The sequence below is a fragment of the Sphingomonas sp. LT1P40 genome (assembly GCF_036663835.1).
Lineage (GTDB): Bacteria > Pseudomonadota > Alphaproteobacteria > Sphingomonadales > Sphingomonadaceae > Sphingomonas.
Map to the genome: position 1 here is coordinate 821,199 of NZ_JAXOJT010000002.1, position 25,203 is coordinate 846,401.

Below are 25,203 nucleotides of genomic sequence, written 5' to 3' on the forward strand. Positions count from 1 at the left end.
CCTTGCGTCTAGCGGGCCATATCGATTCGCGCGAGGATCGCGCGACGGCGATCGTCGGTCGCCATCGACCATTCGGCGATTTCGGCGAGCGTGCGGCGGCACCCTTCGCAGGTGTCGTCACGCAGCATACGACAGATGTTGACGCAGGGGCTGGCGACGGCGGGGATGGGGGTGAAGTCGAGGAAGTCGTCTTCCCCGTCCTCGCCGTCCGTCACGCGGGAATCGTGAAGTTCAGGAAGTCGGGAACGGGGCCGTTCCAGCCCTCATCGGGACCATCGCTTTGCGCATCGCGGCGCGGGCGATCGCGGTCGGCACGACGGTCGTTGCGAGGCTCGCGTTCAGGACGGGCTTCGCGTTCCGGACGCGGTTCCCGCTCGGCGCGCGGCTCACGGGCGGGGCGGGCATCCCGTTCGGGGCGAGCTTCACGCGGCGCGCGCGATTCGCGCGCGACCGGTGCTGCCACTGGCTCGGGCGCTTCCGCAACCGGCGCGGCTTCTTCGGCCTTGGCACCGCGCGGTTTCCGGGCGCGCTTCGGCTTTTCGGTTGCCTCCGGTTCGGCGGTCGCGGATCCGGCAGCCTTCGCCGCCGGTTCGCCGACACGCTCGATCTTGTGGCCGGTCAGCTTCTCGATATTGGCGATGTTCTCGGCATCATCGGGCGTAACCAACGTATACGCGGTGCCGGTAGCCCCTGCACGGCCGGTGCGGCCGATGCGGTGGACATAATCGTCCGGATGCCATGGCGCGTCATAGTTGAACACATGGCTGACGCCCTTGATATCCAGTCCGCGCGCGGCGACGTCGCTGGCGACCAGGATGTTGACGTCACCCGCCTTGAACCGGTCGAGTTCGGCAATGCGCGAACCCTGATCCATGTCGCCATGGATTTCGGCGGAGCGGAAGCCTTCGCGCTTCAGGATCTTGTTGAGATCGCGCACCATCGTCTTGCGGTTGCAGAAGATGATCGCGGTGCGGACATCCTCTTCGCGCAACAGGCCGAGCAGGCGATCGCGCTTCTTCGCCGACGACACCGGCACGACGAATTGCTTGATGTTGAGGTTGGCCGATGCCGGACGCGACACCTCGATCATCTTGGGGTTCGACAGGAACTTGTCGGCCAGCTTCTTGATCGGCGGCGGCATGGTCGCCGAAAACAGCAGGGTCTGACGCTGTTTCGGCAGCTTGGTGCAGATTTCCTCGATATCCGGGATGAATCCCATGTCGAGCATGCGATCCGCTTCGTCGATCACCAGCAAATTGCAATCGTTCAGCATGATCTTGCCGCGACCGAACAGGTCCATCAGGCGGCCGGGCGTGGCGATAAGGACATCGACGCCCTTTTCCAGCGCCTTGACCTGATCGCCCATCTGAACGCCGCCGATCAGCAGCGCCATGCTGAGCTTGTGGTTCTTGCCGTATTTCTCGAAATTCTCCGCGACCTGTGCGGCGAGTTCGCGCGTCGGCTCAAGGATCAGGCTGCGCGGCATGCGCGCACGGCTGCGGCCCTCCGCCAGGATGTCGATCATCGGAAGGACGAAGCTGGCGGTTTTGCCCGTGCCGGTCTGGGCAATGCCGATGATGTCACGCATCATCAGCACGGATGGAATTGCCTGCGCCTGGATCGGAGTCGGGACGGTATAGCCCGCCGCTTCGACGGTCTGCTGCAATTCGGGAGAGAGGCCGAGATCGGCGAAGCTCATTCAAATGTCCGGAATAAGGGGCATCGCCCCGCAAATAATAGGGCGGCGCATCGTGGAAATAACGCCGAAAGTCAAGGTAAGCGGGGAGTCAGCGCCCCGGAATCAGGGTACGGAATGCCTTGATCTTGCATTCGCCGCCGGAGCGTGACCGAAATACATCGCGTTTGGCGCAGATCATGCCGTCCTTGGTGGGCTTCACATAGAAGCCCGTGTAGAAATCGAGCGCCGGACATTCATTGCCCAGCTTGGCCCGGATGCGTTTGCCGCCCGCCAGAAACAGGTCGACACTGTCGGGCCGGGTGATGGTGGCACCGGACAGGCTTTGCATCTTGACGCATTTGTCGGCGTCCTTCTCGACCCAGGCGATCGGCGGGAGCGGGGCGGTGGGGATCGAGACGCGGCGGACGCTGTCCGGCCGGGGGACGCGCACCACGAAATGCTGCTGGATGCGTACCTGCGCGATGCGCGTGCCGACCACCGATGGCGCAGGCGCGGCCTTGCGCCCGTCTCCCTGCGAAGGCGGCGGCGACAGCAATGCAACGGCTACAAGCAGCAAATTCACCATGTCATTCTGCCAATAGCGATCCGGGTTGAACAGTGGATGAATTGCTCCCGACTGTCCCGGATGGTAGCCGCTGCCCCATGAACCCGGCACAAATGCAGCTTGTGGAGGCGATCACCGCGCGGTTCGGGCCTAAGGCGGCGGTGACCGACGTCGATGCCATCGCGCCGTGGCTGAACGACTGGCGCGGGCGCTATTCGGGCGCTGCCGGGGCGATTTTGCAACCGGATTCGACGGTGGCGGTGGCGGAAACGGTTCGACTGGCGGCGCAATATGGCGTGGCGCTGGTGCCGCAGGGTGGCAACACGTCGATGGTGGGCGGCGCAACCCCGCCCGCCGACGGGTCGGCGCTAATCCTGTCGTTGCGCCGGATGAACCGGGTCCGCCGGATCGATGCCGGGGCCGGGCTGATCGAAGCGGAGGCAGGGGTGATTCTGGCCGATCTGCACGCGGCGGCGCTGGCCGAGGATATGCGCTTTCCGCTGACCCTGGGCGCAAAGGGCAGTGCGACGGTGGGTGGGCTGGTCTCGACCAATGCCGGCGGCACGCAGGTGCTGCGCTTCGGGACGATGCGCGGCCTGGTGCTGGGGATCGAGGCAGTGCTGCCGGATGGCAGCGTGCATGACGGGCTGGCCGCGCTGAAGAAAGACAATCGCGGCTATGATCTGACGCAATTGCTGTGCGGGGCGGAGGGGACGCTGGGCGTGGTGACGGCGGCGAGCCTGAAGCTGGTTCCCGCGATCCATGCGCGCGCGGTGGCGTGGGTCGGGGTCGAATCGCCGCACGTCGCGCTGGAGTTGTTGCGCACGGTCGAGGCCACGACCGACACGGTCGAGAGTTTCGAGATCGTGCCCGCGCACTCGCTGGGGCTGGTGCTTCGTCATATACCCGGGACACGCGCGCCGCTGTCCGGTGAGCATCCGTGGCATGTGCTGATCGAGGCGGTGACGACCAGTGCGGATGCGGAAGCCCCCGCCGCGCTGCTGGAACGGCTGCTGGGCGATGCGCTTGCGCGCGGGCTGGCGCGGGATGCGGTGGTGGCAGCGAGCGAGGCGCAGGCGGAAGCATTCTGGAAGCTGCGCGATTCGATTTCGGAGGCGGAGCGCGCCAGCGGCCCCGCGCTCCAGCACGATATCTCCGTACCGGTGGCGGGCATGCCCGATTTCATGATCGATGGCGCGAAAGCCGTGGAGGCGCGCTTTCCCGGCGTCAGCGCGGGCGCGTTCGGGCATCTGGGTGATGGCAACGTCCATTTTCATGTCCGCGCACCCGCCCAGAGCGCGGACGACTGGGCGAAGCGAAATGCCGACGTCATCAGCCCGTTCGTCCACGACCTGGTGGTCGCAGCGGGCGGGTCGATCTCAGCGGAACACGGCATCGGCCAGATGAAGCGCGACGAACTGGCGCGGCTGTCCTCCCCCGCACGCCGCCACGCGCTCGCTGCAATCAAGCGTGCGTTCGACCCGCGCAACCTGTTCAATCCGGGGAAGCTCGTTACCCTTGCGCCGAACGACACAGGTCAATAAACCGCGCCAATTCGTTTCCAGGAGATATTCATGGCCAGCGCGCCGCAAGTTCAGGGCCTTCCCCTTTTCTACAACGACCTTCAGCCGCTTTCGAGCGAACTGCATGCCAATTTCCGCGTCCGTCGTGCCAATGCCGCGCCGTTCATGGCGACGCAGCACGCCGTGCCGCTGACGGTCGAGGAGTTTCCGCTGGTGCAGCGCCGCATGCCGATCGTGTTTTCGATCGGCGACGAAGCCGTACCGCTCGGCCTGATGGGGCTGAACGAGGGGACCAACGTGTTCTTCGATGGCGAGGGTCGGCTGAAGGAAGGCGAGGATCTGTACATTCCTGCTTACATCCGTCGCTATCCGTACCTGCTCGCCAAGCTGCGCCCCGAGGCGGAGGAGCTGTCCTTGTGCTTCGACCCGACCACCGACACGATCGGCGCGTTCGACGAAGGTGACGCACTGTTCGAGGACGGCAAGCCGACCGAACTGGTCCAGCAGATCCTGAAATTCAACGAAGAGTTCGAGATCGCGGGTCAAAAGACCAATGCCTTTATCAAGGAACTGAACGATCAGGGCCTGTTGATGGACGGCGAAGTGGCGATTCAGCCCGAGGGTGCGGAACAGCCCTATATCTATCGCGGTTTCCGCATGGTCGACGAGAACAAGCTGAACGAGTTGCGCGGCGACCAGCTGCGCAAGATGGCGCAGAGCGGCATGCTGCCGCTGATCTATGCGCATTTGTTCTCGCTGGGCCTGATGCGTGAGATCTTCGCGCGTCAGCTTCAGCAGGGCAATGTCGCGCCGCAGGTCGCGGCACCGGCGGCCTGACGCACATGGCCGCGTTCCCCCGCACCGATCGCTACGACAATGTGGCGATCGCCCTGCACTGGGGGATCGCGGCGCTCGTGTTGTTCAACCTCTTCCTCGGGATCGGGCATGACGCCCTGCCCGACGACTGGAAGGTGATGCCGGTCCACAAGGCGGTCGGCATCACCATCCTGTTCCTCAGCATCGGTCGACTCGGCTGGCGGCTGGCGCACCAGCCGGTGCCGTTCGATGCGCGGCTGAAGCCGTGGGAGAAGGTGCTGGCAAGTGCCACGCACTGGATCTTCTATGCGCTGCTCATCATCGTGCCGCTGACCGGATGGATGATGGTGTCGGGTGCCGAAGTGCGCCGACCACTCACCTTTTTCGGGCTGTTCGACATCCCCTATCTGCCGGTCGGCGAATCAGCGGGCGATTTCGGGCATGAGGCGCATGAATTGCTCGGTCTGTTGATGGCCGGGCTTGCCGCCATCCATATACTGGCGGCGCTGGCGCATCATATCGTGCGGCGCGATGCGACCCTGACGCGGATGATTCCGTTCCTGAAACCAAGGGGTTAGCGTTCCTGAAGCTTCGGTTCGTCGCATTTGCGATTGTGTCCTTGAAGCCACGGTCAACCCCTCCTATATCTCCTTTAGTGCGGTTTCGTGTCCCCCCTTTCGCGGGACCGCGCGGCACACCCTCGGGTGTGTCTCCTCCCTGAACCTTGGCCGCCCGGTGGAAACACCGGGCGGTTTTTTTGGGTTTGGGGTTATTGTGCCGCCGCCGCCAGCGGGAGCGCCTCGTCTGCCACTGCGTCGATGATGCGGCGGAGCAGGGCGGCGGTGGTGGCGAAGCCGGGGCCAGGGGATTCGCGGCGACGGTCCAGATACAGCGTACGGTCGATCTCGACCTGGATCGCGTGGATGTTCGCTGTCGGGTCGGCGTGGCGGTCGAGGACATGGCCACCGGCATAGGGCGTGTTGACGGCGGTTCGGATGCCGGTGCTGTGAACGACGCCCTCTATCCGCGCGACGAAACGCGCCGCAGCGGACCGGCCGAAGCGATCGCCGATAACGATGCGGGCACTGCCGTTCGCCAGCGGCGGCATCGAATGGATATCGAGCAGGATGGCGACGCCGAAACGGGCGTGCGCGGCATTCAGCGCCGCCGCGACCGCCGCGTGATAGGGGCGGTGATCGCGCTCGATCCGCTCGCGCACCTCGTCCGCCGCAAAGCGCCGCCGCCACAAATCGCTGCCACCCGCGCGGCGCGGTATCAGGCCGAGGCCGCTGCGAAGTTTCAGCGATTGCGCCCCCTCCGGGATCACGTCCGCACCCTCGTCGACGCGGTGATCGCGTTCATGCTCGGCCCGGTTCAGGTCGATCCAGGCGCGCGCGCGCGTCGCCGCGATCAGCGTCTCCGCTCCGCGCGCGGCGAGCGCCAGCGTATCGGCGTGGCGATCCTCGAGCGGCAACAGGCTGGCGAGTGGGACGCGCAGCGCGGCGCGCAACGGGAGCGGATAGTCGCGGCCGGCATGGGGGACGGACAGCACAACCGGCGACACCGGTTCGGTGGGACCATGGCGGTCATACGGTGGCGTTGCGGTCACAGGTTCAGCCTATTCGTGCACGCCCGCCGGGGCAACCGGCCGTTAAGCGGCGCTTCGGCTGGAAAATGTTAAATCCTTCGCGCATAAGGTGCGCGCTTGCGGAGGCGCGGCCACGGGTTGCGCGGTGAGGGGCGGTAATGATCAGAATCCTGTTGGCCGAGGACGACCGGGTGATGCGTGAGTATCTCACGCGCGCACTGGAGCGTTCGGGCTATGCCGTCAGCGCGGTCGATCGCGGTACGGCGGCATTGCCGCTGCTGGAGCGCGAAAGCTTCGACCTGTTGCTGAGCGACATCGTGATGCCGGAGATGGACGGGATCGAACTGGCGCAGAAGGCGGGCGAGATCGCGCCCGACATGCGCGTGATGTTCATTACCGGATTCGCCGCGGTCACGCTGAAGGCGGGCAAACAGGTGCCGCAGGCGCGCGTGCTGTCAAAGCCGTTTCACTTGCGCGACCTGGTGCTGGAGGTGGACCGGCTGTTCGAGCTGGAGCAGGTGCCGAGCAGGAATTAATTTTGGTGGCCGGGTGGGGAGCGGGCCGGTGCCGCATTCAGCGTAGCTGAATCACAAACAAGCCAATCGCGTGCTTGCATGGGTCGCCACCCCTCGCTAAAGCGCCGCTTCTTCGAGTTTCGCCGCAAGGCGAGTGGGCGTGTAGCTCAGTGGTAGAGCACTGTGTTGACATCGCAGGGGTCGCAAGTTCAATCCTTGCCACGCCCACCATCTAAGTGTCGGTTATCCGGTCATTTTCTTCTCCTTTTTGAAAATGGCTGGGTGACCGGCTCCGATGCCCTTCCGGTGAAGGGCGCCGGGGGCCAGCGATTCAATTTCGGTCAAAATGTCCTGCAAAGCGCGGGTGACGGTAGGGTATTCGCCTACCGCGTAGGTCTCGGTCGTGCCGCCGGCCTCGTGACCCATGAAGCCTTTCAGATCCCATTTGGAGGCGCCGCGATTGCGGACGATCGTCGCGAGGCTGTGGCGCAGGAGGTAGGGTTGCCATTCGCGGCCCTGTGGCAGCTTGAGGTTGTCGAGCATGGTGTGCCACGCCTTGCCGACGTCGCGGATGCCACGGCCGCGATAGTTGACGAGGAAGCCGCGCCCGATGCGAGCTTCGCGATCAAGCTTCTCATACTCGTCCAGTTCGGCGGTGAGCCATGCGGCTAGCGTCGGCAGCACGGGGACGACGGGGCGAAACTTCTTGGTCTGTGACCGGCCCAGCGGGTTGAGGTCGAGCAGCGGGGCAGCGCGCCACCATTGCTCGCGATCGGGCGAGATGTTGATGTCGACGATCGCGTCGGGGCGGGCGATGGTGCAGATCGACGCGACCAGAAACGCGTGCAGCGCACCGCGCTTGTCCTGTCCCTCGCCATCGGCCGCATATTTCACGAGCCGCGCCAGCTCGGGCACGTCGATGCGAACCTTGCGCGGCCGGGAGACCTGCTTTCGCGGAATCGGCTTGTAGACCGGGCGGCGGTCGGAGCGCGGCGGATCCGCGTCGGCGGCGTGATTGAGCACGGCGGCGAGCTGGATCACCGACTCCTCGGTCGTCGCGGGCGAGCGGGGTTTCGAGACAGTGACCTCGCCCGCCTTGTTGCGCCACTCGACCGGCTGCTTTTTCGACCAGGTACGGAAGGCGTCGATGAACACGGAACTGCAGGCCGTGCCGCAGCTGGTGTCGATACCGAAGCGGCATTCCGCGCCCTTGTCCGTCTCCGCGATCAGGAACTTGATGACGTGCTTCAGCCGCGCCTCGATGCTGTCGGCCGAGGATTGATGGTCGCCCCATTCGAGGCGATAGTCGGCGATGGCGTCGGTCAGCAGATAGGCGTTGGCCTGGGCGATCGACTGGCCGCAAGCGTAGCAGAAAGCGTGCACCTCGCCGCGATCGGCGAGGTAGCGGCGGTGCATTATGGCGGTGGCGGATTTCTCGTCTGCTGTGCCCGTTGAAGCGCTTCGTACACGTCCCTCGGCGGGGTCGTACCAGAAGATGGTGAGGTTGGGGCTGCGGCGGGTGCCGTCCGCGAGCTCGTCCCAACCGAGCCAGTATTTGCCCCTGCGATCGAGCGGCGGCGTTCGTCCCGACATTGGGATTGTTCCTTGAGATATTGCGCCTTGGCGGCGTGAATGGTGTCCATCACGCCGAGCGCGACGAGCAGGTCGAGATCCACGGCGTCGAGGCGAACCCCTTTGCCAACGCTGGCGGCGGTGGTCAGCCGCCGGTCGAGACGCACAATCGAATGCGCCGTCATGGCCCCGATCCGCCGACTGTGTCCGCGCGCTCGGCCATCACGCCATCCCCAGGACGGTGCGATAGAGGTCGATCATCGCATCCTTCTCGTCGAGCTGGTGCTTCTCGAGTTTGCGGAGCCGGATGATCTCTCGCATCGTCTTCGTGTCGAAGCCGGTGGCCTTGGCTTCGCCGTAGACGTCGCTGATGTCGTCGCTGATGCCCTTCTTCTCGCTCTCGAGCCGCTCGATGCGTTCGATGAGGAGGCGGAGTTGTTCGGCGGAGATGCTGTCGGACATGGGTGACCTTTCGAAGTGGATCAGCGCCGCGCGCCGAAGATGGCGAGGAGCATGATGATGACGAGGAAGGGGGCGACGATGGCGACGCAGGCGGCACGGAGCAGCGTGCGGGTGCGGGGGAAATGCGAGGGACCGCGTGGTGTCACAGCGGCCAGCCCCAATCGGCGAGGGCGCTGGCGATCACGAAGCCGACGGCGAGACCCGCGATCCGGAACGTGAGTCGCAGCCGATCGTCGCGGCACTGATCGCAGTCGCACGCGCGCGCGGGTTGCCGCGCGATCACAGGTGATCTCCGTCGGTGCAGCGCGTGCAGATCTCCGGCCCGGCCCAGTTACAGGGGCCGTGCTCGGCTTGCTGACAGGCATCGTCCTGACTGCAGCCACACCCGCGACAGATGCGCGGATGGCTTTCGGCGGGCTCGGTGGCGAGCTGATGATAGACCTCGGCGTCGATCGGAAAGGCGCGGACCAGCTTGGCGATCGTGCTGCGCTCGCGCGCGATGACACCGGGGCGTTCGAGCATCCGGACAATGGCGCGAACGGCGGCCTGATCGTCGCCCGCGACGCACAAGCGCGCCGCTGTTTGCGCAATGTCGAGACCTGCTGCCTGACGGCGCAGACGCACGTAATCGTGCGGCGCGACCGGGCCGTGTTCGCTGACCAGCGAGGTGGGGCGGGAGAGGAGGGGGGTGTGAAACATCGGCGAACCTTTCGGGCAAGCGGGGACCGTCACCGGAAGCGCGGGGCAACCGGGGCGGGTGGATTGATCGGGAGGGACCGGCGCGACTGCGCCGAGGCGATCAGCCGGTCATGGGTGGTGCGGCGACGGTGGCCGCAGGGGGAAACTCGTCATTGGCGGGCGGCGGCGCGTCGTCGTTCGCGGGCGGCGACCAGTCCCCGCTCGGCAAAAATACCGACGGGTTGGGTCGCGCGCTGGGGCGGACGGTGCGGATCACGGTCAGCTGCGCCACGAAGGTATGGCCGCACTCGACATTGTCGCAGACGAGGCGAAGCTCGCGGACGATCGGCGTCACCTGTTCGCTGTGCCGCACGATCGATCGATCGCCGCAATGCGGGCAGGAAATTCCAGGCAGTCTGGGTCGTTTGGCGGTCGTCATGTGGGTCCCCCACGGTGTTCCCGGCCCGGCCCCGCGCCGAACCTCAGGAATGCGGAGAGGCGCCGCGTCACGACCGCCATCGCGGACGAAGCTTCCTCAGTAGATCCGATCGCCCGCCGCACGTCGCGTTCCGACGCGCCGGGGTGGGCAATTTTGAGCGATTCCTCGATCGCCTCGCCATGTTCGCGCGCGGCGACCGCGACGGCGCTGGCTAGCGAGAGGTGGCAGGCAAGTGTGGTGCCCGCCGCCAGATCGAACAGGCGGGCATAGGTTTCGAGAATGGGCGCGCCGTCGCCGCCATCGGCCATGAAGGCGGCGTCGAGGCGCAACCCCTGATCCAATGTCGGGAAGGCGCGCGACGTAGGATGCGACCATTTGCGCACGAGCCGCTCGCTGCGCCCGACGAGGCGCGCGGCGGCGGAATAGCCGATGCGGTCGGCAATGCGGGACACGGCCTCCGCAAAAGTCAGGGGATCGCGGGCGAGGGTCACAGCAACGACCCCTGGTGCAAAAGGGCGCTCCGATCGCACGCGACGACCGGAGCGCCCGAGGTTACGACGCCGGGAGAGGGAGGGGCCGCGGTTTCGGCGTCGTGGGGATAAATGTCAGGACGAAGCGCATGACGAAGAACGCCTGTCGCTGCTTCAACCCGAAGAACGTAGTCAGCGGGAATCGCCTTTCTCGAGGCGACCCATTTCGCAACTGCCTGTTGTGAAACGCCACACGTTCGCGCGAGCGCTGACTGCGAGCCAGCAACTTCAATCGCTTCGTTCAATGCGTCAAACGGGGTGGTGACCTTCGCCATGAGCAGAGGAATACAACCAAAGTTGTGTGTTTGCAACAACTATTATTCCCTACCACTCCACAACTCCGGTTGTAGGCATTGACCATGCTGAGGGCAGATCGAATATCCGAGCGAATGACAGCGATGAAACTGTCGCAATCGGCGCTGGCACGGACGCTTGGTGTCTCGCAACAGGCCGTGGGCAAACTAATTAGCGGCGACACCCGGAACACTGCAAAGCTGGTGCAGCTTGCGCGCGCACTGGAAACAACGCCCGATTATCTGGAGGGCATCGTCGACGATCCTGCGGAAGGGTATACGCCGCCGCCTGCGCCAATGCTTCAGGTCGTTACCATGCAGGTTGTACTTCCTAGTGAAGCTGCGCTGGCGCGGATGTTCGAGGGGCTGTTGCCATTGGCCGAGGGCGATCTGACGACGGCCGAACGCGCTCGAATTCTCGCTCAGCGACTGCCAACTGGTCTTGCGCAGCTGCAAGAACTGATGCCGGAACGCGCGACGGCTGAAGCGCCCGCCGCCGATACAGCGCCTCCAGCTCGCGCCACAGATCGTCCCGCGTCGCGGCGAGCACCGCGCACATGACGTCGCACCGCGCGCAAGCCTGGGCGCAGCCGGGGGTGAGGCGGAAGACGGGGTCATTCACGGATAGCAGGCTCGATTCGCTGTTCTTCTTATGTTCTAGTCGAGACATGCGGCTGTAGGAAAACTCCAATTCACTTTCTGAAGCAGACAGCAGGGGGGCTGAATGTCTTTGCGGAAATCGCAACGTCGTAAGTTGCATGCATCGAGACCGAGGCGCGAGGATCCGTTGGCGGGCATCGATGCTGGGCTGCACCCGTCCGAAAAATTCAATCGACTCATTTTTGCGATGCTCACCGGCGCCTTTGGCGTCGTGGCCGGGGTGTTCCTGACCCCGTTAGGCACCAAACTCAGTGAAGATCAGGGGTTCTTCAGCGACAAGGCCGGCCGGGACGCCTTGGTCGAACAGACGATGCAAATCGTCTCACAGCCGGGCATCAGTGCGACGATCGGCTTCGCCACAGGCGTTTTTCTATTCGCGGTCGTCGTCCAAATTCTAAGCCATCGCGATCAACTTCGCGGCGCAGCGAGCGACCCGATTCGAAGCCTGGAGGAATTCGAGACATTTCTGCCTTATGACGCGGTAGCGTTGCCCAAAATGGCCAAACCGCCCAACGTGCGGGCGACTGGGACCGCGTTTACGGAGGGGATTAGTTTGATCCCCGCGAAGCTCGCCCGTTCCTCGATTGTCGGTCTTACCAAAATTTTGCTGGTGACGAGCACGGGATCGAATGAAGGCAAGACGTCCACCGCAGCTGCATTGGCGATCAGCTATTCGCGTCAGCAAAAGCGCGTGGCACTGATCGATGCGGATATGCGACGCCCACATATCCACGAACTGTTTTCACTCTCAAATCACAAGGGGCTGTCATGGTGCTTACACGGCAACCTTTCTATCGACGATATCATGGACGTTTCGGTAATACGTAACCTAGACATTCTTACTTCAGGGCCGCAGCCCGCCAATCCGGCCGATCTTTTAGAAAGCGGCCATCTCCCGAAATTGATGGAGCAGCTCAGCAAGCGATACGATGTGGTGGTAATCGATGCGCCGCCGGTGTTGCGGATAGCAGACACGATCATTCTGTCGAAATACTGCGACGCGGTGGTGTATGTGGTGGCTGCGGATCAGTACCCGATCCACTTGATCGCGCGATCAATAGCGCAATTGAGAATGCCCGCTTCAAACGTCATCGCAGCCCTCAACCGGGTTCGAACCAAATTCGCTGAGTTTGGCTACTATCGGTACGGATACGGCTACACATCGAGCGTGAGACGATTTGAAATGATCGATGCCGGGATGGGTATGGGGCGGAGTGAGGAGCCGTAAGGGAACTCCGTCTGATATTTTTGGGAAACGCGGCGGGGGCCGCGGTGGAGGGGGGTGTGGGATGACGCTGGCAGACATGCTTCAAATCGCAAATGCGGTGCTTCTGTCGATTACGGTGATCCTGTCGCTGTTCGCCACGATCAGCGCGATGCGAGCGGCAAAGAGCGCGGAAGACACCTATCATAGTGCGGAAGCGCGCGGGCGGTTGGAGTTGCGACCGTATCTGGGTGCGAGCAATCTGGACGTGCTGGTCCGAAAATTCGCGGATGTCGAACAGTACGGGATCTCCATCGCGCTTTCCAATTTCGGCAAGACGCCAGCGATGAATGCAAAGCTTGTCGTCGATGTATATGCATTCAGTTATGAGACGTTGAACCTGAAGCATTTCCAGGGTTTCGTGTACCCTCTGGGAAACGTCCTGCCGTCCGATCAAAAGCCGTTCCAGTGCTTTATCACGGGCACTGAAGTGATGGATTACTTCGGAAATTCTTACTCGTTCCTGTTCCGCGTGACGATCCAGTATGCGAACGTGAACGGCGAGCGGTATGACGAATTGTCAGTCTACGAGCTGGAACCCACCGCCGAAACGACGCTCTCCGTCTCCGCTGCTCACGAGGGTGTAAAGAACGCGCTGAAGGACAAAAATCTGATCGTCAGCGATTCCGCGATGGCCAAGCTGGTCCCCGACCAGGTGCGTCATGCGCGTACGCTGATCCGGAGCGGAATCTCACTCGGGGCTGTAGCGCGCCACATGAAGGTGAGGGCCGCGACGCTGGCTGCCCTGATCGAGAAGATCGGGAAATGATTAGCCGTTCGGCCCGATGATTCTCCTGTCGGTGCTTGCCACGGCGGCGGTCGTGCCGGCCGGCCAGTCATTTGGCTGCACGCCGGTGCGGGTGTGGGATGGGGACGGGCCGATCTGGTGCGAGGAGGGGCCACGCGTGCGACTGGCCGGAATCGCGGCGCGGGAGATGGACGGGACTTGCCGGGCCAATCAGCCGTGTCCGGTCGCGACGGCAGTGCGATCGCGCGACGCGCTGGCGGCGTTGTTGGGGCGGACGACGGGCAGGACGCGCGAGGGGCATGTGCTGATAAGCGGGCCGAGGCTGACGTGCCAATCGGTGGGTAGCGCCGGGGGCAAGCGGACGGCGGCGTGGTGCGTGTCGCCGGTGAATGGCGATATCTCGTGCGCGATGGTGCGTGGTGGATTTGCGTTGCGGTGGGCGCGGTATTGGCGGTGCCAGGACTGCAATAATTGAAGGTCTTCCAGCCGGGATACGGAGTTTACTGATGAAACTGATAAGCGCGCGAATTACGGGGTTTCAGTCATTTGAAGACACCGGGGTGATCGAATTTGGAGGCGGAATCAACCTTATTGTTGGTCAAAACAACGCCGGTAAAAGCGCACTATTGCGAGCACTCTTAGCAAGTATTCCCGACGACCGTCATCGCTCTCCTTCGGAGTGGCGTGATACGGCGTTGCCAAAACCAAAAACGGAGTTTGTGATAAGTGTTGCTGGCCGTGAGGTGGTAGATGCGGTCCTCACCACGACAACGCCACTGACCATACCAACTCCCAATAGGGGGGTAGATCAGATTAAATATGCTGAAGAGATATTGTCGCGGGACGCGATAGAATTATCCGTCACTCGAGAGTACGGCAGTCAAATGACCTCGGATTCGTACCCGTCTCACAGGCTTTTTGGATATAATGGTCATGGACCGCAGATTGCAGCCCGCGCAAGGCCGCAAAATGGCGTTCTTCGGATTGCGCCGCATAATAATTCTGAAGATAATCTTCCCCAACTACTTCACGGAATTTGGGAATCGCAGATTTTCTATTTTTCGGCTGAACGCTTCAGCTTTGGAGAGGGGGCAGTTGAGTATACATCACGCTTGAATCCCAACGCTGCAAATTTGGCGGGGGTGCTGAATACATTGCATAGCGATCGCGGCGACTTATTCCGCAGACTGGTTTCGCACCTGACCGATATATTTTCAACGGTAGGAAACCTAAGTACGCGTGTTAGCCCTGCTAACGCTCAGCGTTTAGAGATTAGGGTTTGGCCAACGATTCGGCAGGAGCGCGTAGAACTCAGCTTCCCTCTCCAGCAAAGTGGGACTGGCGTTGCCCAAATGATCGCTCTTCTAGTTGCTGTGATGACGATGGAAGAAACGGTCATTATAATAGATGAAATAAATAGCTTCCTGCACCCGGCGGCTGTAAAATCTCTTCTGAGAATTCTTCGTACAGAATACAGCCGACACCAGTACATTATTTCTACTCACGCGCCGGAAGTCGTTGGTTTCTCTAATCCATCGACAGTGCATCTAGTGCGGCGTTCTGGATACAAGTCCACGATTGATCGGCTCGACACGGACGATGTGAGCACTTTCCGTGAGGTCGCTGCGCATTTGGGCGTATCAATGGCGGACGTTTTTGCGGCCGAGCGCGTGATCTGGGTTGAAGGGGAGACTGAGGAGACGCTTTTCCCTTATCTGTATCGAGAACTGGTCGGGGCGCTGCCTTCTGGTACTGTGTTCACAGCAGTCGTGGCGACCGGAGATTTCGGTGCCAAGAAGCGCGATAAGGGGATGGTCTATCAAGTATATTCGAGATTGAGCGAGGCGGTCGCGACATTGCCGGTTCGGGTCGTGTTTGGCTTCGACACGGAGTTGCTGAGCGACCAAGAGAAGTTCGACATGAAACGAGATTCGGGAGGGCGGCTGCACTTTCTGCCGCGACGGCATCTCGAATGCTATTTGCTTGAACCGGATGCGATCGCCGAACTGTTGGTGAAAAAGGATCCGCAAACCAACATCGAGGGGGATGAGCTACGCGATCGCTTGCTTACCCTCGCGAGGGATAGCAGGTTCTCAATCAAAGATATCGATCCGGAATTGGACAGCGAGCCGTGGCTGGAACGAGTGGATGCCGCGAAACTTCTTGCCGCTCTGATTAGCGAGATTAGCGAACATCGAGCTACCTTTGACAAAACCCGAGATGGCGTTGAGTTAGCCCGCCTCATCCTCGAGCGCGACCCAGAGCGCCTACGTCCACTCATCAGTTATATCAGCGAATTGGTAGACGATGTTGTGGAAAGCGAGGTTGCTCAGGCCGGAACTATCGCCGTCGCCTAGCGCCGTCGTCACGCCATTGACGCTGGATGCGTGCGTTATCTAGCTAACCAGCCCACGCAACCGATCGATCTCGGCGCAACCCCGGCTTTAGCCTTTAGCCGACTCCTCGAGCCGAGGATCGAGCGTGGCCTCGGGGACCGGGGCGGGTCCGTGGCCACTCTCGCCGAGAAGGATTCCACAGTAGGCGGACGCCGCCATCAAATAGGCGGCGACGAGGATGGCGTGGCAGATCGTGTCCATCGAAGTCTTCCTTTTCATCGTCCTTCTCCTCGAAATGGAGTACAGACAAAGACGAGTCGGGACGTTCCCGATCAGAATTGTTTATTTTTCGTAACCGAGTCTGAGATTCGCATATCCCGAACGTCTTTACAGATGTTCACACCAGAACCGCGGAGGCGGCCATGACGGATAGAGGGGTTTCCAACTTCTGGAGCGACTTTCGCCTTAGGCTAGTCGCTTTCTCGCGCATCTATATTTCGCGCTGCGGCATCACGTCGCAGATCGAACCCGAGGATATCGCTCAGGATGCGATCGACGAGACCATGCAGCATTTGGACCGCGAGCTGAATTACGACTGGCGAGCGCACATCATGGCACCGCATGTTCGTGCGATAGCGTTCAAATACGCCAAAGTGGTCGCCAAAAACGCGGTCATCGACGCGATCCGCCATTCGGCGGTCGTTCGCAAGCACGCCTCTACTCTCGCCAGTAAGGCATCGGAGGAAGGGGTTTTCCAATTTCAGCCCGCCCGCGTGATCACGCCGGAGGAATTCTCGATCGCGAACGATTTCGTGCAGCGGATCATCGAGAGAACTTCGACGAAACGCGCCGAGGGAATGCGAAAAGCCCTCCATCTTATCGTCAATGAAGACGGTGGAGATCTGGGTCCGAAGGACCTTGCCAAACTGGCGGACATGTCGGCCAACGAGCTTTCGTACGAGCGCCGTAAAATCCGGTCCGTTCTGGGAAAGAATATTGGAAGAAGCAAATGCGCAGGAGGCGACGATGGCACGGAATAAATCTGGTTACGATTGCGGCGGGAAGTTCTTCCCCCCCGTGCATGCGGAGACGCTGATCGACGAAACATGGGAGGCCGTGATGGCGGCGGAGCCTGCGGAGCTTGAAGGGGTTCTGAAGGAGATCGAACGCGCCGGCGTGAAGAATCAAATCGTTTCGTACATGCTGGACGGGGGCGTTCACGCGCCCCGCGAACCCGTGCAGATGGTGTCGTGGTGTCCGCTGGGTAGCGATCACAAGCGGATGTATGCGCAGCGTCATGCCGTGCGGCGGATTGCGAACGACCGTGCCGATAGCGACGGCACGGTCAAGTCCGCACTCTATATCGGACAGTAAGTCGACGCCGGGGCTATCGAGCTCGCTCCAGCTTGAGCGCGCTCGATAGCCCGCCGTCCGTAAGGGTGTGCGTCGCCTCTCCCACGATCCACTTCACCGCGTCGATCTCGGCGCGAAAACCCGCCACCATGATCTTGTGCTCGGGCGAGATATCGGCTCGGCCCAGTGCCAGCGACCAATCCAACGAGACGGGCTGACGGTTGCCTCGCTGCCTCGCCGCCGATGCCGCTGCCTTCGCCGTCGCTTCGCTAGGGAACGTCCTGGCGAGACGGCGGGAGCCATCCTCCTTCCCGACGGTTATCATCTTTCGCTTGGCGGACTTGCGATCGTGCCACGTCGCCGAGACGCCCTCTGCCTCCTCGCGCTTGGCGACGCGGTAACTGTGCCGGTCGCCATCGCGGCGGTGGAGCTCGATCGCGGGCAACGGTTTGCCGGTGGCCGTCTCGCCAGCGCCGATCGGCGCGAGGATCAGCGCGCCGCCCTTTATGGTGGCGACCGCGTCGTGATCTCGACCAAGACGCCGCAGGAGTGCCATGTCGCTTTCGCGGCTCTGCACCAGCGTCTTGAGCTGAATTCCGGCGAGGCGCGGTGCGCAGCGGGGCTGGAGGGCGTTGCGGCCAGCGATGTCGGCGGCGACGGCACCGATGGTGGTGTCGTGCCAGGTCTTTTCACGGCGGGTTTTGAGGTGGCTGGTGAAATCGGCGGAACGGCCGCGCACCACGATGGTGTCGGGCGGGCCGCTATGTTCGACCTCATCAACCTTGAATCGCCCCTTCGGCACTAGGCCGGGAATCACGCCCGCGCCCTGTTTCCAACCCAGCGATACTTCGAGCACCGCGCCCTCGGGCGGCATCGCCGCCGCGCCGTCGCTGTCGTCGATCACCAGCTCGATCTCGTCGGCCTCGTCACCGCGCCGCTCGCTGATCGACAGCGAGATCAGGCGGGGGCGGAGCCGGTCGCTCAAGTCGCGGCCATCGAGGACGACGCGGAAGTCGGGAATGTTGGCCTTCATGCCGGATCGTCGCCGCTGCGCAGCAGATCGATGGCGAAATCGATGCGGCGGGCGGTGCCATCGGGGAAGAACAGCTTCATGCGTTCATCGATGCCGGTGATCTTGAAGTCGCCATAGATGCGGCCCGCGCCATCGACCAGCGGCCATGCGTCGCCGGTGCCTGCCATCTCGCGCAATTCATCGAGCGATGCCTCACCGTCGCTCAATTCGGCCATCGCCGTGCCGGTGATCGACATTGTTTCCGGGCCGGGGCCGGTGAATTGCTGGGCATCGCGCGCGCCGACGCGCGGGTTGCCGGGGTGACGCCAGTCGGCGCGGCGCTGAAGCTCGTCGTGCAACAGCGTTGGGATCGAGAAGGGGAACATGCCAAGCGAGAGGAGGGTCATGCGTGGTCGCTCCAATCGGGCGCATCGGCGAAGCTGCCACCACCGCCCGGTTTGCGGCGTCGCTCATTCTCCAGTGCGCGCTTGACGGCATCGGCGATCTCGGTGGCGCTCGTCCCGCGCGGGGGATAGATATTGATCGTGACCGGCCCCGCCGGTGCCAGCGATGCGGCGTCGGGCGTTGCTCCCGCCGCGCCGCCAAAGGGTGCGGCACCCGCCATCGCCGGGGCGGCGGTACCGAGCGCAACTGCGGTGCCGATGTCGCGCGAGAGGCGGTTCAGGCGCTCGATCGGCAGATTGCGCCCGCCCTCGATCCCCTGCGCCAGTCCCTGCATCATGAAGTCGCCGAACCCCATGAAGACACGGGACGGGGAGCGGATGCCGAGTTTCTGCTTGAACCAGCCAGCGGCGGCGGACGCGGCGTTGACGATCGCGGACTTGAGCGCGCCGAGCATCGCGCCGATGCCACGGATCAGGCCCTGAACGATCGCTTTGCCCGCCTCCATCATGCGTCCCGGCATCGGTCCCTGCAGGAAGGCAAGCACGGCGGTGAAGCCGCGAACGAACAGGCCGACGGGCGTGAAGCGCATGATGACCTGTGAGAGGGCCGCGATGCCGGCGCTGACCGTGGACTTGATGCTTTCCCAAACCCCGGCGAACCACGCGCCGATCGCTCCCCAATTCTTGTAGATCAGATACCCCGCGCCCGCGAGCAGCGCGATGGCAGCGACAATCGCCAGCACGATCCCAGTGAGCGGCAACATACCGATGCCGAGAAAGGTGGCTGCAGCGGCGAGTGCCGCGAAGGGTGCGATGATACCGGCAATGGCGATGGCGCCTCCGCCCAGGACGACGAACAGCGCGGCGAGCACGGCAGCCGTGATCGCCAGTCCCTTGGCAAAGCCGGGGTTCGCCTTCGCCCAGGTGCTGAATGATTTCCCCGCACGGTTGACCACGCCCATCACCTTGATCGCGGCGGGCAAGAGCAGCGCGCCGAGGGTGATACTCAGTTCCTGCGCGCCGACCTTGAACGCCTTCGCCTTTTCGGCGCCGTCCTTCATGCGCTCGGCGAAATCGGTATCGACGGTGCCGCCGGATGCCATCGCGGCCTCACGAATGCTGCGATACTCCTCCATATTCTGGATCAGCGGGCGCAGACCGGCCTGGACCTGCGCATCCTCGAACAGGAAGCCGATCTTCGAGAGGTCGCCGCCGGTGGCTTTCTTTGTCAGCTCGGCAATCGCCTCGAGCGGGGTCTTGCCGTCGGCATAGGCTTTCTTCAGCGAGGCGGGCAGGTCGATGCCGAACTTTTTGAACGCCTTTATGGTCTGGGGCGAGCTGATCTTTTGCAGCACGTTGGCGACGTTGGTCGCGGCGGTTTCGGAATTGCCCGCGCCCTTGCGTGCGACCTGAAGCGCGGCGGCGAGATCGGCGACGGCGGGTGCGCCCTTCTGCCCCAGTGCTTGGCTGGCGGCAGTCAGCGCCGGGAAATACTGCGCCATGTCCTTGACCTCGAACGCGCCGCGCTTGCCCGCCGCCGCCATGATGTCGATCACGCGGCCGGTCTGTTCGACCGGGACTTTCAGATTGTCGTTCGCGGCGAAGGCGGCGGCGGATAGATCCGCGATCTGCGCCTTGTAGGCCGTCGCCGCCCGCCCGATCGGCTGCATCATCTGCAGCGCCTGACGCGGATCGAGACCGAAGCCGGACAGGGTGTCGATGCCTTCGCGGATCGCCTCGGGCAGCTGGTTCGCCTTTGCCGCGATGTCGAGGACGGTATTGCCCATGCGGGCGGCTGCTTCGCGCGACAGGTCCGCTTTCTGCGCGATATCGGTCATCGACGATTCGTGCGTCATCGCGTCGCCGACCGCGCCGGTCATCGGACGAAGCATCGCACGACCGGTCTCGATCGCCGAGAAGCCGCCGGCGGCGAGTCCGGTCGCGGTCCCCTGCATCGCGGTGAACTTGCCGCGCGCCGCCTCGAAGCGCTGGCTGCGATCGGCGACCGACCTCAGCCGCCGTTCCTGCTCGGCCAGCTCGGCATTAGTGCGGGCGATATCGCCGCGCAGCTTGCGTTCATGCCCGCCCAGGTTTGAGGTCGACACGCCAGCGGCGTTGAGGCGGTCGCGCAGTTGCTGAAGCTTCACGCCCTGTTCCTGATGCTCCTGCTTGAGCGCGGCGGCATCGCGCTTCGCGCGGGCGAAATCAGCGGCGAGCTTTTTGGTCGGTGTGCTGGTCGCGGCCATCTGGCGAGCCAGAGCGGCGACGCGGTCCTGCGCGGAGTCGAGTTCGGTTTTGGTCGAGCCGACCGCCGCCTTGATCTGGCGGAAGGCGGCGACGGTCCCCTGCACTCGCTCCAGTTCGCGCAGACGGTCACGGGTCGTCTTCAGCGCCTGTGCCGCGCGCGAGGATCCTGCGGCGATATCGCGCAGCGGGCGGGTGACCTTGTCGCCCGCCTCGAGTAGCATCCGGATGCGCAGGTTACGGTCCACGGGTCACTTCTCCGGCGTCACGCGCTTTTCGGCCTGCCTGCGCCAGCGCATCAGCTCGGGCAGGTCCATCGGGTCCATCGCCGAGGGCTGCCAGTGGAAGACCACCGCCACATCGGCCATCGCATCCTCTACGCTGGCGGGGAGGCATCCTGCTTCGCGGCCATCGGCAGCAAAAAATCCATGACCTCGCCGCCGAACTGCATCAGGTCCGCTGGATCCATCGACGCATTCTTGTGAATGACGGGCGTGGTGATGCGCGGCGCGAGCTGGGCGAGGGCGTCGACGTCGAGTTGCGACAGCGCCATCAGGGTCAGGCCGCGCAGTTCGCCCGAGCCGGGCTTGCGCACCGTGACGGTCGTGCCCTTTGCAATGGTGACCTGTTCGCCGACCTTCACATCCTCGTCGAGGGTGAAGGACCGGATTTTGGGCGCAGCGGGATCGGGTTTTTCCATGTGAGTTGCTCGCTATGGGAGGGGAGGCCGGGTCAGAACATGCCCAGGGCGGAACGATGCGCAGCCATGAGGTCGATGCCGCCGACGATCTCGACCATGCCGGGGATGTCGATCTCGACCTCGGTCACGCCGTTCCAGATTTCCTTGTAATAGGCGCAGGCGGTGACGACCTTGAACTCGCCGCTCTCGCCGGGCTTCTGCTCGCCGCGATCGATGGTTTCGTGACGGCCACGCACGACGATTTCGACGGTCGTGATCTCGCCGGTGTCGTCATTCTCGTATGAGCCGACGAAGCGAACCTGCACGCCGGTCATGGTGGGCGAGCCGAACTGGCGGACGATGTCGAGGATCGGCCCGCCATAGCTGTGCTCGAGATTGAGATCGTCGCCGCCGCCCATGTCGATCTTGACGGGGCGGTTCATGCCGCCGCCGCGATAGGCCTCAAGCTTGCGTTCGAGATTGGGCAGCGTGACGGACGTCGTCTCGCCGGCATAGCCGATGCCTTCGACGATCGAGGTCATCTGCTTCAGCTTGCGGGGAAAGCCCATGTCGAATCTCCGGTAAGGGTGTCAGTGAAGGTCAGGCGGCAGCGGCGACGATCTCGGCGAAGTCGGCGAGATATTCGTCGGTAATCTCCTGCCGCAGCTGCAGATTTTCGAGCGGCGGGACCGGCGTGTATTTGTAGCTGATGGTCAGCTTGCCCGCCTTCAGATCGTCGATGGCGTTGCGTGCCGGATCGAACCAGGACTCGGCCCCGAGAATGAAACCACCGCGCGACAGCTGGCGGAACTTCTCGTTGATCTGCTCGACGATATCGCGGGCGAGGCCGGGGGTCAGCGGCTTGTCGATCGCCCACAGCATTCCGTAAGCGATGGTGTCGGCGATGATCTGGGCGGTGCGGGTCGCGCTCTCGAACTGGAAATCCTTCGTGACGTCGTTCGCCGGATCCGCGCAGGTGCGGCTGCCCCAGAAGCGCAGGGTGCCATTGATGCGGACAATCGTGGTGATGCCGGCCTCGTTGAGCTGGTTCGCCTCGGTATCGACCGACTGGAAATCGAACTCGATATCCTCGGTCGTGCCGACGACGCCCTCGACGGGGACGTTCGACAGCGTCTTGTGCCAGCCCATTTCGGCATCGATGCGGGCACGCAGGCCGAGCGCGCGGGCGGCGGCGAAGCTGGTCGTAACATTGCCCAGCGCGTCCATAACCTTGAAGTCGGGGGCGATCAGCATCAGCTCACGCTGAGTGAACCCGGCGCGATAGGCGATCAGCTCGGCGATGGTGTCGCCGATCGCGCGGGCATAGCCCATGCCGCGCAGCTTCGTCGCAATCACGGCAAGCGCGGTCGCGACAGGCTGCGTGTCGAGGCCGGGTGCGCCGATGATGCGCGGCTTCAGGCCGAGCTGGGTTTCGGCGGACAGCAGCGCCTGCATGCCCGTCTTCACGCCGTCGGTGTTGCCGCCGATGACGTTTTCGTCGGTTTCCTCGGCATCGCCGCCGGGGGCGACGCGCACGACAACGATCGGCACGCGCACCAGGTCGGAGATGGCGAGCAGCACGCCGCGCAGGGTGCCGGTGGCGCCGGCCTTGTCAATCGCGGCAAGAATGCCCGATGCCTGAATCTTGACCGGGACGTTGAGCGGGAAGGCGGCAGCGTCGGCCGCCGGGCCGGTCGCGACGAAGCCGATCGTCAAGGTGGCGATCGTGGCGAGCGACCGGGCAGCGCCGGCAACCTCGATCACGCTGATTCCATGCTGATACGTCATGACGATCCTTTCAGGCGGCGAGCGCGCCGAGCGCGCGCACGGGAATGGAGAAGGCAAAGGGCGAGCGGCGGCGCGCCGCGTCGGTGGTGGTGCCGGTGAGATCGAGCACGAAGGCCCCCGGCGTTTCGGTAGCGGACAGGCCGACGCGCGAGAGGCGCACGCGCGATTCCTGACGGGAGATCGCGATGGCAGTGGCGGCGTAGAGGCGCAGCCGGGTGGCGTCGTTCGTCGGATGATCGAGCAGCTCGGGCAGGCGCGAGCCATAGTCGCGGCGACAGACGCGCGAGCCGATCGGGGTCGCGAGGATATCGGCGATGGACTGGCGGATATGATCGAGGCCTGAGAGCGGCTTGCCGGTGTGGCGGTTCATGCCGTTCATTCGGGCGCCGCCGTCTTTGCGACGCCGGCCTGGACGCCGCCATGCTTGTGCGACTTGAGACTGATCGCTTCAGCCTTCACGTCCGCATCGCTGGCGATCTCGCCCTTCGCATGGATCTTCGCGTCGAACCGGGCGTCACCGGTGACGGTGAGCTTGCCGTCGATTTCGACGTCGCAGATCAGCTTGGCCTTGCCGCCTTCGGGCAGGATGACGTCGAGAAGTTGTGCCTCAGGATCGTAGGACAGTTTCGCGCCGTCGGCGAAGGTGACAACGACGGTGCGGCCGTCGCCGGGCGCGGGATTGGTATCGCTGGGCAGGCCGCGCAGGACGATGCCGCCGAGCGTGTCGCCCTCGGGCGCAAGCACGATAACCTGCTCGCCGATACTGGGCGGGCACCAGATATGCGTGTCGCCGGCGGAACCGGTGAGCCAGGGGATGTCGCCGGTCTCGAGATCGCCGAGGTGAACGCGGCAGGTGCCGTCCGCCAGATCAACGGACGCGACGGTGCCAAGACGCACGACGTCCCCGAGAAGGCGCTGAAGATCGGCAGGGTCGCTCATCCCGCCGTTTATGGCGAGGCACCCGCAACTGAGCGCGTGCTGGTGCTTGTAGAGCGGGTTTCTACAAGGGAGCGGGATGATGTATCGGTGCGGCGGCTATTCACCCACAGTGCGCGCAGTTGTTGCAACCTTGGCCCACGACAAGTCATATATGTTATCGATGTTTTAGGGGGATGTCTTGGCAGACGAGCAATCGTTGAAATCAAACGAAGAGCTGAGACGAACGAGGCGGAACCTCCTATTTGCTTCGGCCACAATTCTGGCGCTCGCTCTGGCAGACCCGACCGAGATTAGCGTCCCCGGCATGGGAACGGATGCAAAGCTACCAGCTTGGCTTGCGTACGTAGGTCTCTGGTGCACAATGATGATATTCGCGTACGAGTATTACGTCGAATATTGGGTGATGATCGTTCTAAATTCGACGGGTGGGGAAGGCGCGGAAACCGAGGACGAAATTCAGCGCGAGATTGTTCGAAAAATGAAAACCAATCATGATGCTGCGAGTGAGATTGCGGCCATTCTTCGTAGAGTAAGGGCGATAGAATTCGACGCCTCCAAGGTTGCGAAGGCCAATCTGTCCGAGTTAATCGTGGTGAAAAATTCTTTAATAGAGACTAATAACGATCTTAATAGAGCCATATTAGATATCGAACGTAGCAGAGATACACCAAGTTATTTGAGCGATGAATTTGCAACTAATCGGTTTAACGCTAATATTGGTCAGCGGATAGGTGCGTATGCAGACAAATATCGAGCAGAAACAAGAGAACTAGGTGAGCAGCTTACTGAGATTAAGGCTCTGCTAGAAAATGACATTCCAGATTTGACATCTTCTATGTCAACGGTTGCTAATCAAAACCAAAAACTAATAGCAATGTTTGGTAGCCTGAGCGGAAAAATATACAAAGTCCAGCGAAATGCAGTCAACATCAGAGATACCATTATACCGGTAGCCGGTATTATATTGGCGACTCTATCAATAGTGCACGCCATTGTCGGATTTAACATCATAGCTGCCAAATGGATGCAATATGCGGTTCCGAAGACAGTATGGATGATGCCTGGCTAGGTATAATAACGAAAGTATTTTTGGAGATTTGGCTCTAAACGAGTTGCA

The 25,203-nt window shown here is 62.8% G+C and carries 34 protein-coding genes and 1 tRNA gene; 13 read left to right on the plus strand and 22 right to left on the minus strand.

Features of this window, described 5'->3' with window-relative positions:
• Nucleotides 1-8: 8 nt before the first annotated feature.
• The 3 genes from U1702_RS15505 to U1702_RS15515 all read right to left on the minus strand — a co-directional run bounded on the left by U1702_RS15505 (nucleotide 9) and on the right by U1702_RS15515 (nucleotide 2,264).
• Nucleotides 9-215 carry a DUF1289 domain-containing protein gene (locus U1702_RS15505; protein WP_332726078.1) on the minus strand — a complete coding sequence of 69 codons (207 nt, stop codon included), beginning with the start codon at nucleotides 213-215 and terminating at the stop codon, nucleotides 9-11.
• The gene (locus tag U1702_RS15510) at nucleotides 212-1,699 is read right to left on the minus strand and encodes a DEAD/DEAH box helicase (protein ID WP_332726079.1); all 1,488 of its coding nucleotides are present in this window, start codon (nucleotides 1,697-1,699) and stop codon (nucleotides 212-214) included. Before U1702_RS15510 ends, U1702_RS15505 begins: the two co-directional genes overlap by 4 nt.
• Before the next feature lie 88 nt (nucleotides 1,700-1,787).
• The gene (locus U1702_RS15515; RefSeq protein ID WP_332726080.1) at nucleotides 1,788-2,264 is read right to left on the minus strand and encodes a hypothetical protein; all 477 of its coding nucleotides are present in this window, start codon (nucleotides 2,262-2,264) and stop codon (nucleotides 1,788-1,790) included.
• A gap of 77 nt (nucleotides 2,265-2,341) precedes the next feature.
• Here U1702_RS15515 and U1702_RS15520 point away from each other — a divergent pair, with 77 nt between their 5' ends.
• From U1702_RS15520 to U1702_RS15530, 3 genes are read left to right on the plus strand one after another with little or no spacing between them, the layout of a single operon-like run.
• A complete protein-coding gene (locus U1702_RS15520; protein WP_332726081.1) occupies nucleotides 2,342-3,787 on the plus strand; it encodes an FAD-binding oxidoreductase in 1,446 nt (481 codons plus the stop codon).
• Nucleotides 3,788-3,817: 30 nt separating this feature from the next.
• Nucleotides 3,818-4,603 carry a SapC family protein gene (locus U1702_RS15525; protein ID WP_332726082.1) on the plus strand — a complete coding sequence of 262 codons (786 nt, stop codon included), beginning with the start codon at nucleotides 3,818-3,820 and terminating at the stop codon, nucleotides 4,601-4,603.
• A 5-nt stretch (nucleotides 4,604-4,608) separates the two neighbouring features.
• The gene (locus tag U1702_RS15530) at nucleotides 4,609-5,160 is read left to right on the plus strand and encodes a cytochrome b (protein WP_332726083.1); all 552 of its coding nucleotides are present in this window, start codon (nucleotides 4,609-4,611) and stop codon (nucleotides 5,158-5,160) included.
• 191 nt (nucleotides 5,161-5,351) lie between these two features.
• Here the strand turns inward: U1702_RS15530 and U1702_RS15535 are convergent, their stop codons facing one another.
• Nucleotides 5,352-6,191, minus strand: coding sequence for an N-formylglutamate amidohydrolase (locus tag U1702_RS15535; protein WP_332726084.1), 840 nt, complete (start codon nucleotides 6,189-6,191; stop codon nucleotides 5,352-5,354).
• A gap of 137 nt (nucleotides 6,192-6,328) precedes the next feature.
• On the opposite strand from U1702_RS15535, the gene cpdR reads away from it, so the two are divergent.
• Nucleotides 6,329-6,706, plus strand: coding sequence for a cell cycle two-component system response regulator CpdR (gene cpdR / locus U1702_RS15540; protein WP_332726085.1), 378 nt, complete (start codon nucleotides 6,329-6,331; stop codon nucleotides 6,704-6,706).
• 135 nt (nucleotides 6,707-6,841) lie between these two features.
• Nucleotides 6,842-6,916: transfer RNA gene (locus U1702_RS15545), tRNA-Val, on the plus strand.
• 12 nt (nucleotides 6,917-6,928) lie between these two features.
• Here U1702_RS15545 and U1702_RS15550 read toward each other — a convergent pair.
• The 8 genes from U1702_RS15550 to U1702_RS15585 all read right to left on the minus strand — a co-directional run bounded on the left by U1702_RS15550 (nucleotide 6,929) and on the right by U1702_RS15585 (nucleotide 10,641).
• Nucleotides 6,929-8,278 (minus strand): site-specific integrase, encoded by a 1,350-nt coding sequence (locus U1702_RS15550; protein WP_332726086.1) that lies wholly within the window; start codon nucleotides 8,276-8,278, stop codon nucleotides 6,929-6,931.
• Between the two features lie 201 nt (nucleotides 8,279-8,479).
• Nucleotides 8,480-8,719, minus strand: coding sequence for a DUF2312 domain-containing protein (locus U1702_RS15555; RefSeq protein WP_332726087.1), 240 nt, complete (start codon nucleotides 8,717-8,719; stop codon nucleotides 8,480-8,482).
• Nucleotides 8,720-8,739: 20 nt separating this feature from the next.
• Nucleotides 8,740-8,865 carry a hypothetical protein gene (locus U1702_RS15560; protein WP_332726088.1) on the minus strand — a complete coding sequence of 42 codons (126 nt, stop codon included), beginning with the start codon at nucleotides 8,863-8,865 and terminating at the stop codon, nucleotides 8,740-8,742.
• The gene (locus U1702_RS15565) at nucleotides 8,862-9,002 is read right to left on the minus strand and encodes a hypothetical protein (RefSeq protein WP_332726089.1); all 141 of its coding nucleotides are present in this window, start codon (nucleotides 9,000-9,002) and stop codon (nucleotides 8,862-8,864) included. The genes U1702_RS15560 and U1702_RS15565 overlap by 4 nt, the downstream gene beginning before the upstream one ends.
• Entirely contained in the window at nucleotides 8,999-9,418 is a 420-nt protein-coding gene (locus U1702_RS15570) for a hypothetical protein (protein WP_332726090.1), read from the minus strand. The genes U1702_RS15565 and U1702_RS15570 overlap by 4 nt, the downstream gene beginning before the upstream one ends.
• 100 nt (nucleotides 9,419-9,518) lie before the next feature.
• Nucleotides 9,519-9,836 carry an Ogr/Delta-like zinc finger protein gene (locus U1702_RS15575; protein ID WP_332726091.1) on the minus strand — a complete coding sequence of 106 codons (318 nt, stop codon included), beginning with the start codon at nucleotides 9,834-9,836 and terminating at the stop codon, nucleotides 9,519-9,521.
• The gene (locus tag U1702_RS15580) at nucleotides 9,833-10,327 is read right to left on the minus strand and encodes a hypothetical protein (RefSeq protein ID WP_332726092.1); all 495 of its coding nucleotides are present in this window, start codon (nucleotides 10,325-10,327) and stop codon (nucleotides 9,833-9,835) included. The genes U1702_RS15575 and U1702_RS15580 overlap by 4 nt, the downstream gene beginning before the upstream one ends.
• Nucleotides 10,324-10,641 (minus strand): transcriptional regulator, encoded by a 318-nt coding sequence (locus tag U1702_RS15585; RefSeq protein WP_332726093.1) that lies wholly within the window; start codon nucleotides 10,639-10,641, stop codon nucleotides 10,324-10,326. Before U1702_RS15585 ends, U1702_RS15580 begins: the two co-directional genes overlap by 4 nt.
• A gap of 84 nt (nucleotides 10,642-10,725) precedes the next feature.
• Between U1702_RS15585 and U1702_RS15590 the strand changes: the two genes are divergently transcribed.
• The 5 genes from U1702_RS15590 (at nucleotide 10,726) to U1702_RS15610 (ending at nucleotide 15,688) form a co-directional block, all read left to right on the plus strand.
• Nucleotides 10,726-11,220: a helix-turn-helix domain-containing protein gene (locus U1702_RS15590; RefSeq protein WP_332726094.1), complete on the plus strand. Its 495-nt coding sequence runs from the start codon at nucleotides 10,726-10,728 to the stop codon at nucleotides 11,218-11,220.
• A gap of 226 nt (nucleotides 11,221-11,446) precedes the next feature.
• Nucleotides 11,447-12,547, plus strand: coding sequence for a CpsD/CapB family tyrosine-protein kinase (locus tag U1702_RS15595; protein WP_332726095.1), 1,101 nt, complete (start codon nucleotides 11,447-11,449; stop codon nucleotides 12,545-12,547).
• A gap of 61 nt (nucleotides 12,548-12,608) precedes the next feature.
• Nucleotides 12,609-13,352 carry a DUF8453 domain-containing protein gene (locus U1702_RS15600; RefSeq protein WP_332726096.1) on the plus strand — a complete coding sequence of 248 codons (744 nt, stop codon included), beginning with the start codon at nucleotides 12,609-12,611 and terminating at the stop codon, nucleotides 13,350-13,352.
• Between the two features lie 19 nt (nucleotides 13,353-13,371).
• Nucleotides 13,372-13,806: a thermonuclease family protein gene (locus U1702_RS15605; protein ID WP_332726406.1), complete on the plus strand. Its 435-nt coding sequence runs from the start codon at nucleotides 13,372-13,374 to the stop codon at nucleotides 13,804-13,806.
• Nucleotides 13,807-13,837: 31 nt separating this feature from the next.
• Entirely contained in the window at nucleotides 13,838-15,688 is a 1,851-nt protein-coding gene (locus U1702_RS15610; RefSeq protein ID WP_332726097.1) for an ATP-dependent nuclease, read from the plus strand.
• 87 nt (nucleotides 15,689-15,775) lie between these two features.
• On the opposite strand, the gene U1702_RS15615 is transcribed toward U1702_RS15610, so the two are convergent.
• Nucleotides 15,776-15,946: a hypothetical protein gene (locus U1702_RS15615; protein ID WP_332726098.1), complete on the minus strand. Its 171-nt coding sequence runs from the start codon at nucleotides 15,944-15,946 to the stop codon at nucleotides 15,776-15,778.
• Between the two features lie 143 nt (nucleotides 15,947-16,089).
• Between U1702_RS15615 and U1702_RS15620 the strand changes: the two genes are divergently transcribed.
• The gene (locus tag U1702_RS15620; protein ID WP_332726099.1) at nucleotides 16,090-16,707 is read left to right on the plus strand and encodes a hypothetical protein; all 618 of its coding nucleotides are present in this window, start codon (nucleotides 16,090-16,092) and stop codon (nucleotides 16,705-16,707) included.
• Nucleotides 16,694-17,041, plus strand: coding sequence for a hypothetical protein (locus U1702_RS15625; RefSeq protein WP_332726100.1), 348 nt, complete (start codon nucleotides 16,694-16,696; stop codon nucleotides 17,039-17,041). The genes U1702_RS15620 and U1702_RS15625 overlap by 14 nt, the downstream gene beginning before the upstream one ends.
• Before the next feature lie 13 nt (nucleotides 17,042-17,054).
• Here the strand turns inward: U1702_RS15625 and U1702_RS15630 are convergent, their stop codons facing one another.
• From U1702_RS15630 to U1702_RS15670, 9 genes are read right to left on the minus strand one after another with little or no spacing between them, the layout of a single operon-like run.
• Nucleotides 17,055-18,053, minus strand: a complete 999-nt coding sequence (locus tag U1702_RS15630) for a contractile injection system protein, VgrG/Pvc8 family (RefSeq protein ID WP_332726101.1) — start codon at nucleotides 18,051-18,053, stop codon at nucleotides 17,055-17,057.
• Nucleotides 18,050-18,439 carry a phage tail protein gene (locus tag U1702_RS15635; RefSeq protein ID WP_332726102.1) on the minus strand — a complete coding sequence of 130 codons (390 nt, stop codon included), beginning with the start codon at nucleotides 18,437-18,439 and terminating at the stop codon, nucleotides 18,050-18,052. Before U1702_RS15635 ends, U1702_RS15630 begins: the two co-directional genes overlap by 4 nt.
• A complete protein-coding gene (locus U1702_RS15640; RefSeq protein WP_332726103.1) occupies nucleotides 18,436-20,928 on the minus strand; it encodes a phage tail tape measure protein in 2,493 nt (830 codons plus the stop codon). The genes U1702_RS15635 and U1702_RS15640 overlap by 4 nt, the downstream gene beginning before the upstream one ends.
• Nucleotides 20,929-20,931: 3 nt before the next feature.
• Nucleotides 20,932-21,048, minus strand: a complete 117-nt coding sequence (locus U1702_RS15645; RefSeq protein WP_332726104.1) for a GpE family phage tail protein — start codon at nucleotides 21,046-21,048, stop codon at nucleotides 20,932-20,934.
• 8 nt (nucleotides 21,049-21,056) lie between these two features.
• Nucleotides 21,057-21,380, minus strand: a complete 324-nt coding sequence (locus U1702_RS15650; protein WP_332726105.1) for a phage tail assembly protein — start codon at nucleotides 21,378-21,380, stop codon at nucleotides 21,057-21,059.
• Between the two features lie 32 nt (nucleotides 21,381-21,412).
• Nucleotides 21,413-21,928, minus strand: a complete 516-nt coding sequence (locus tag U1702_RS15655; protein ID WP_332726106.1) for a phage major tail tube protein — start codon at nucleotides 21,926-21,928, stop codon at nucleotides 21,413-21,415.
• A gap of 31 nt (nucleotides 21,929-21,959) precedes the next feature.
• Entirely contained in the window at nucleotides 21,960-23,147 is a 1,188-nt protein-coding gene (locus tag U1702_RS15660; RefSeq protein ID WP_332726107.1) for a phage tail sheath subtilisin-like domain-containing protein, read from the minus strand.
• A gap of 10 nt (nucleotides 23,148-23,157) precedes the next feature.
• Nucleotides 23,158-23,526 (minus strand): GPW/gp25 family protein, encoded by a 369-nt coding sequence (locus tag U1702_RS15665; RefSeq protein ID WP_332726108.1) that lies wholly within the window; start codon nucleotides 23,524-23,526, stop codon nucleotides 23,158-23,160.
• Nucleotides 23,523-24,086, minus strand: coding sequence for a phage baseplate assembly protein V (locus tag U1702_RS15670; RefSeq protein WP_332726109.1), 564 nt, complete (start codon nucleotides 24,084-24,086; stop codon nucleotides 23,523-23,525). The genes U1702_RS15665 and U1702_RS15670 overlap by 4 nt, the downstream gene beginning before the upstream one ends.
• A gap of 403 nt (nucleotides 24,087-24,489) precedes the next feature.
• Between U1702_RS15670 and U1702_RS15675 the strand changes: the two genes are divergently transcribed.
• On the plus strand, nucleotides 24,490-25,155 hold the full coding sequence (locus U1702_RS15675) for a hypothetical protein (RefSeq protein WP_332726110.1): 666 nt from the start codon (nucleotides 24,490-24,492) through the stop codon (nucleotides 25,153-25,155).
• The last annotated feature ends 48 nt before the right edge of the window (nucleotides 25,156-25,203 follow it).

Coding starts and splice junctions, on each gene's coding strand:
- U1702_RS15555 (WP_332726087.1), bottom strand. CDS start 8,719: ATGTCCGACAGCATCTCCGCCGAACAACTCCGCCTCCTCATCGAACGC.
- U1702_RS15620 (WP_332726099.1), top strand. CDS start 16,090: ATGACGGATAGAGGGGTTTCCAACTTCTGGAGCGACTTTCGCCTTAGG.
- U1702_RS15615 (WP_332726098.1), bottom strand. CDS start 15,946: ATGAAAAGGAAGACTTCGATGGACACGATCTGCCACGCCATCCTCGTC.
- U1702_RS15610 (WP_332726097.1), top strand. CDS start 13,838: ATGAAACTGATAAGCGCGCGAATTACGGGGTTTCAGTCATTTGAAGAC.
- U1702_RS15575 (WP_332726091.1), bottom strand. CDS start 9,836: ATGACGACCGCCAAACGACCCAGACTGCCTGGAATTTCCTGCCCGCAT.
- U1702_RS15630 (WP_332726101.1), bottom strand. CDS start 18,053: ATGAAGGCCAACATTCCCGACTTCCGCGTCGTCCTCGATGGCCGCGAC.
- U1702_RS15600 (WP_332726096.1), top strand. CDS start 12,609: ATGACGCTGGCAGACATGCTTCAAATCGCAAATGCGGTGCTTCTGTCG.
- U1702_RS15525 (WP_332726082.1), top strand. CDS start 3,818: ATGGCCAGCGCGCCGCAAGTTCAGGGCCTTCCCCTTTTCTACAACGAC.
- U1702_RS15670 (WP_332726109.1), bottom strand. CDS start 24,086: ATGAGCGACCCTGCCGATCTTCAGCGCCTTCTCGGGGACGTCGTGCGT.
- U1702_RS15645 (WP_332726104.1), bottom strand. CDS start 21,048: ATGGCCGATGTGGCGGTGGTCTTCCACTGGCAGCCCTCGGCGATGGAC.
- U1702_RS15515 (WP_332726080.1), bottom strand. CDS start 2,264: ATGGTGAATTTGCTGCTTGTAGCCGTTGCATTGCTGTCGCCGCCGCCT.
- U1702_RS15590 (WP_332726094.1), top strand. CDS start 10,726: ATGCTGAGGGCAGATCGAATATCCGAGCGAATGACAGCGATGAAACTG.
- U1702_RS15635 (WP_332726102.1), bottom strand. CDS start 18,439: ATGACCCTCCTCTCGCTTGGCATGTTCCCCTTCTCGATCCCAACGCTG.
- U1702_RS15570 (WP_332726090.1), bottom strand. CDS start 9,418: ATGTTTCACACCCCCCTCCTCTCCCGCCCCACCTCGCTGGTCAGCGAA.
- U1702_RS15550 (WP_332726086.1), bottom strand. CDS start 8,278: ATGTCGGGACGAACGCCGCCGCTCGATCGCAGGGGCAAATACTGGCTC.
- U1702_RS15675 (WP_332726110.1), top strand. CDS start 24,490: ATGATCGTTCTAAATTCGACGGGTGGGGAAGGCGCGGAAACCGAGGAC.
- U1702_RS15650 (WP_332726105.1), bottom strand. CDS start 21,380: ATGGAAAAACCCGATCCCGCTGCGCCCAAAATCCGGTCCTTCACCCTC.
- U1702_RS15520 (WP_332726081.1), top strand. CDS start 2,342: ATGAACCCGGCACAAATGCAGCTTGTGGAGGCGATCACCGCGCGGTTC.
- U1702_RS15665 (WP_332726108.1), bottom strand. CDS start 23,526: ATGAACGGCATGAACCGCCACACCGGCAAGCCGCTCTCAGGCCTCGAT.
- cpdR (WP_332726085.1), top strand. CDS start 6,329: ATGATCAGAATCCTGTTGGCCGAGGACGACCGGGTGATGCGTGAGTAT.
- U1702_RS15625 (WP_332726100.1), top strand. CDS start 16,694: ATGGCACGGAATAAATCTGGTTACGATTGCGGCGGGAAGTTCTTCCCC.
- U1702_RS15660 (WP_332726107.1), bottom strand. CDS start 23,147: ATGACGTATCAGCATGGAATCAGCGTGATCGAGGTTGCCGGCGCTGCC.
- U1702_RS15510 (WP_332726079.1), bottom strand. CDS start 1,699: ATGAGCTTCGCCGATCTCGGCCTCTCTCCCGAATTGCAGCAGACCGTC.
- U1702_RS15530 (WP_332726083.1), top strand. CDS start 4,609: ATGGCCGCGTTCCCCCGCACCGATCGCTACGACAATGTGGCGATCGCC.
- U1702_RS15585 (WP_332726093.1), bottom strand. CDS start 10,641: ATGGCGAAGGTCACCACCCCGTTTGACGCATTGAACGAAGCGATTGAA.
- U1702_RS15655 (WP_332726106.1), bottom strand. CDS start 21,928: ATGGGCTTTCCCCGCAAGCTGAAGCAGATGACCTCGATCGTCGAAGGC.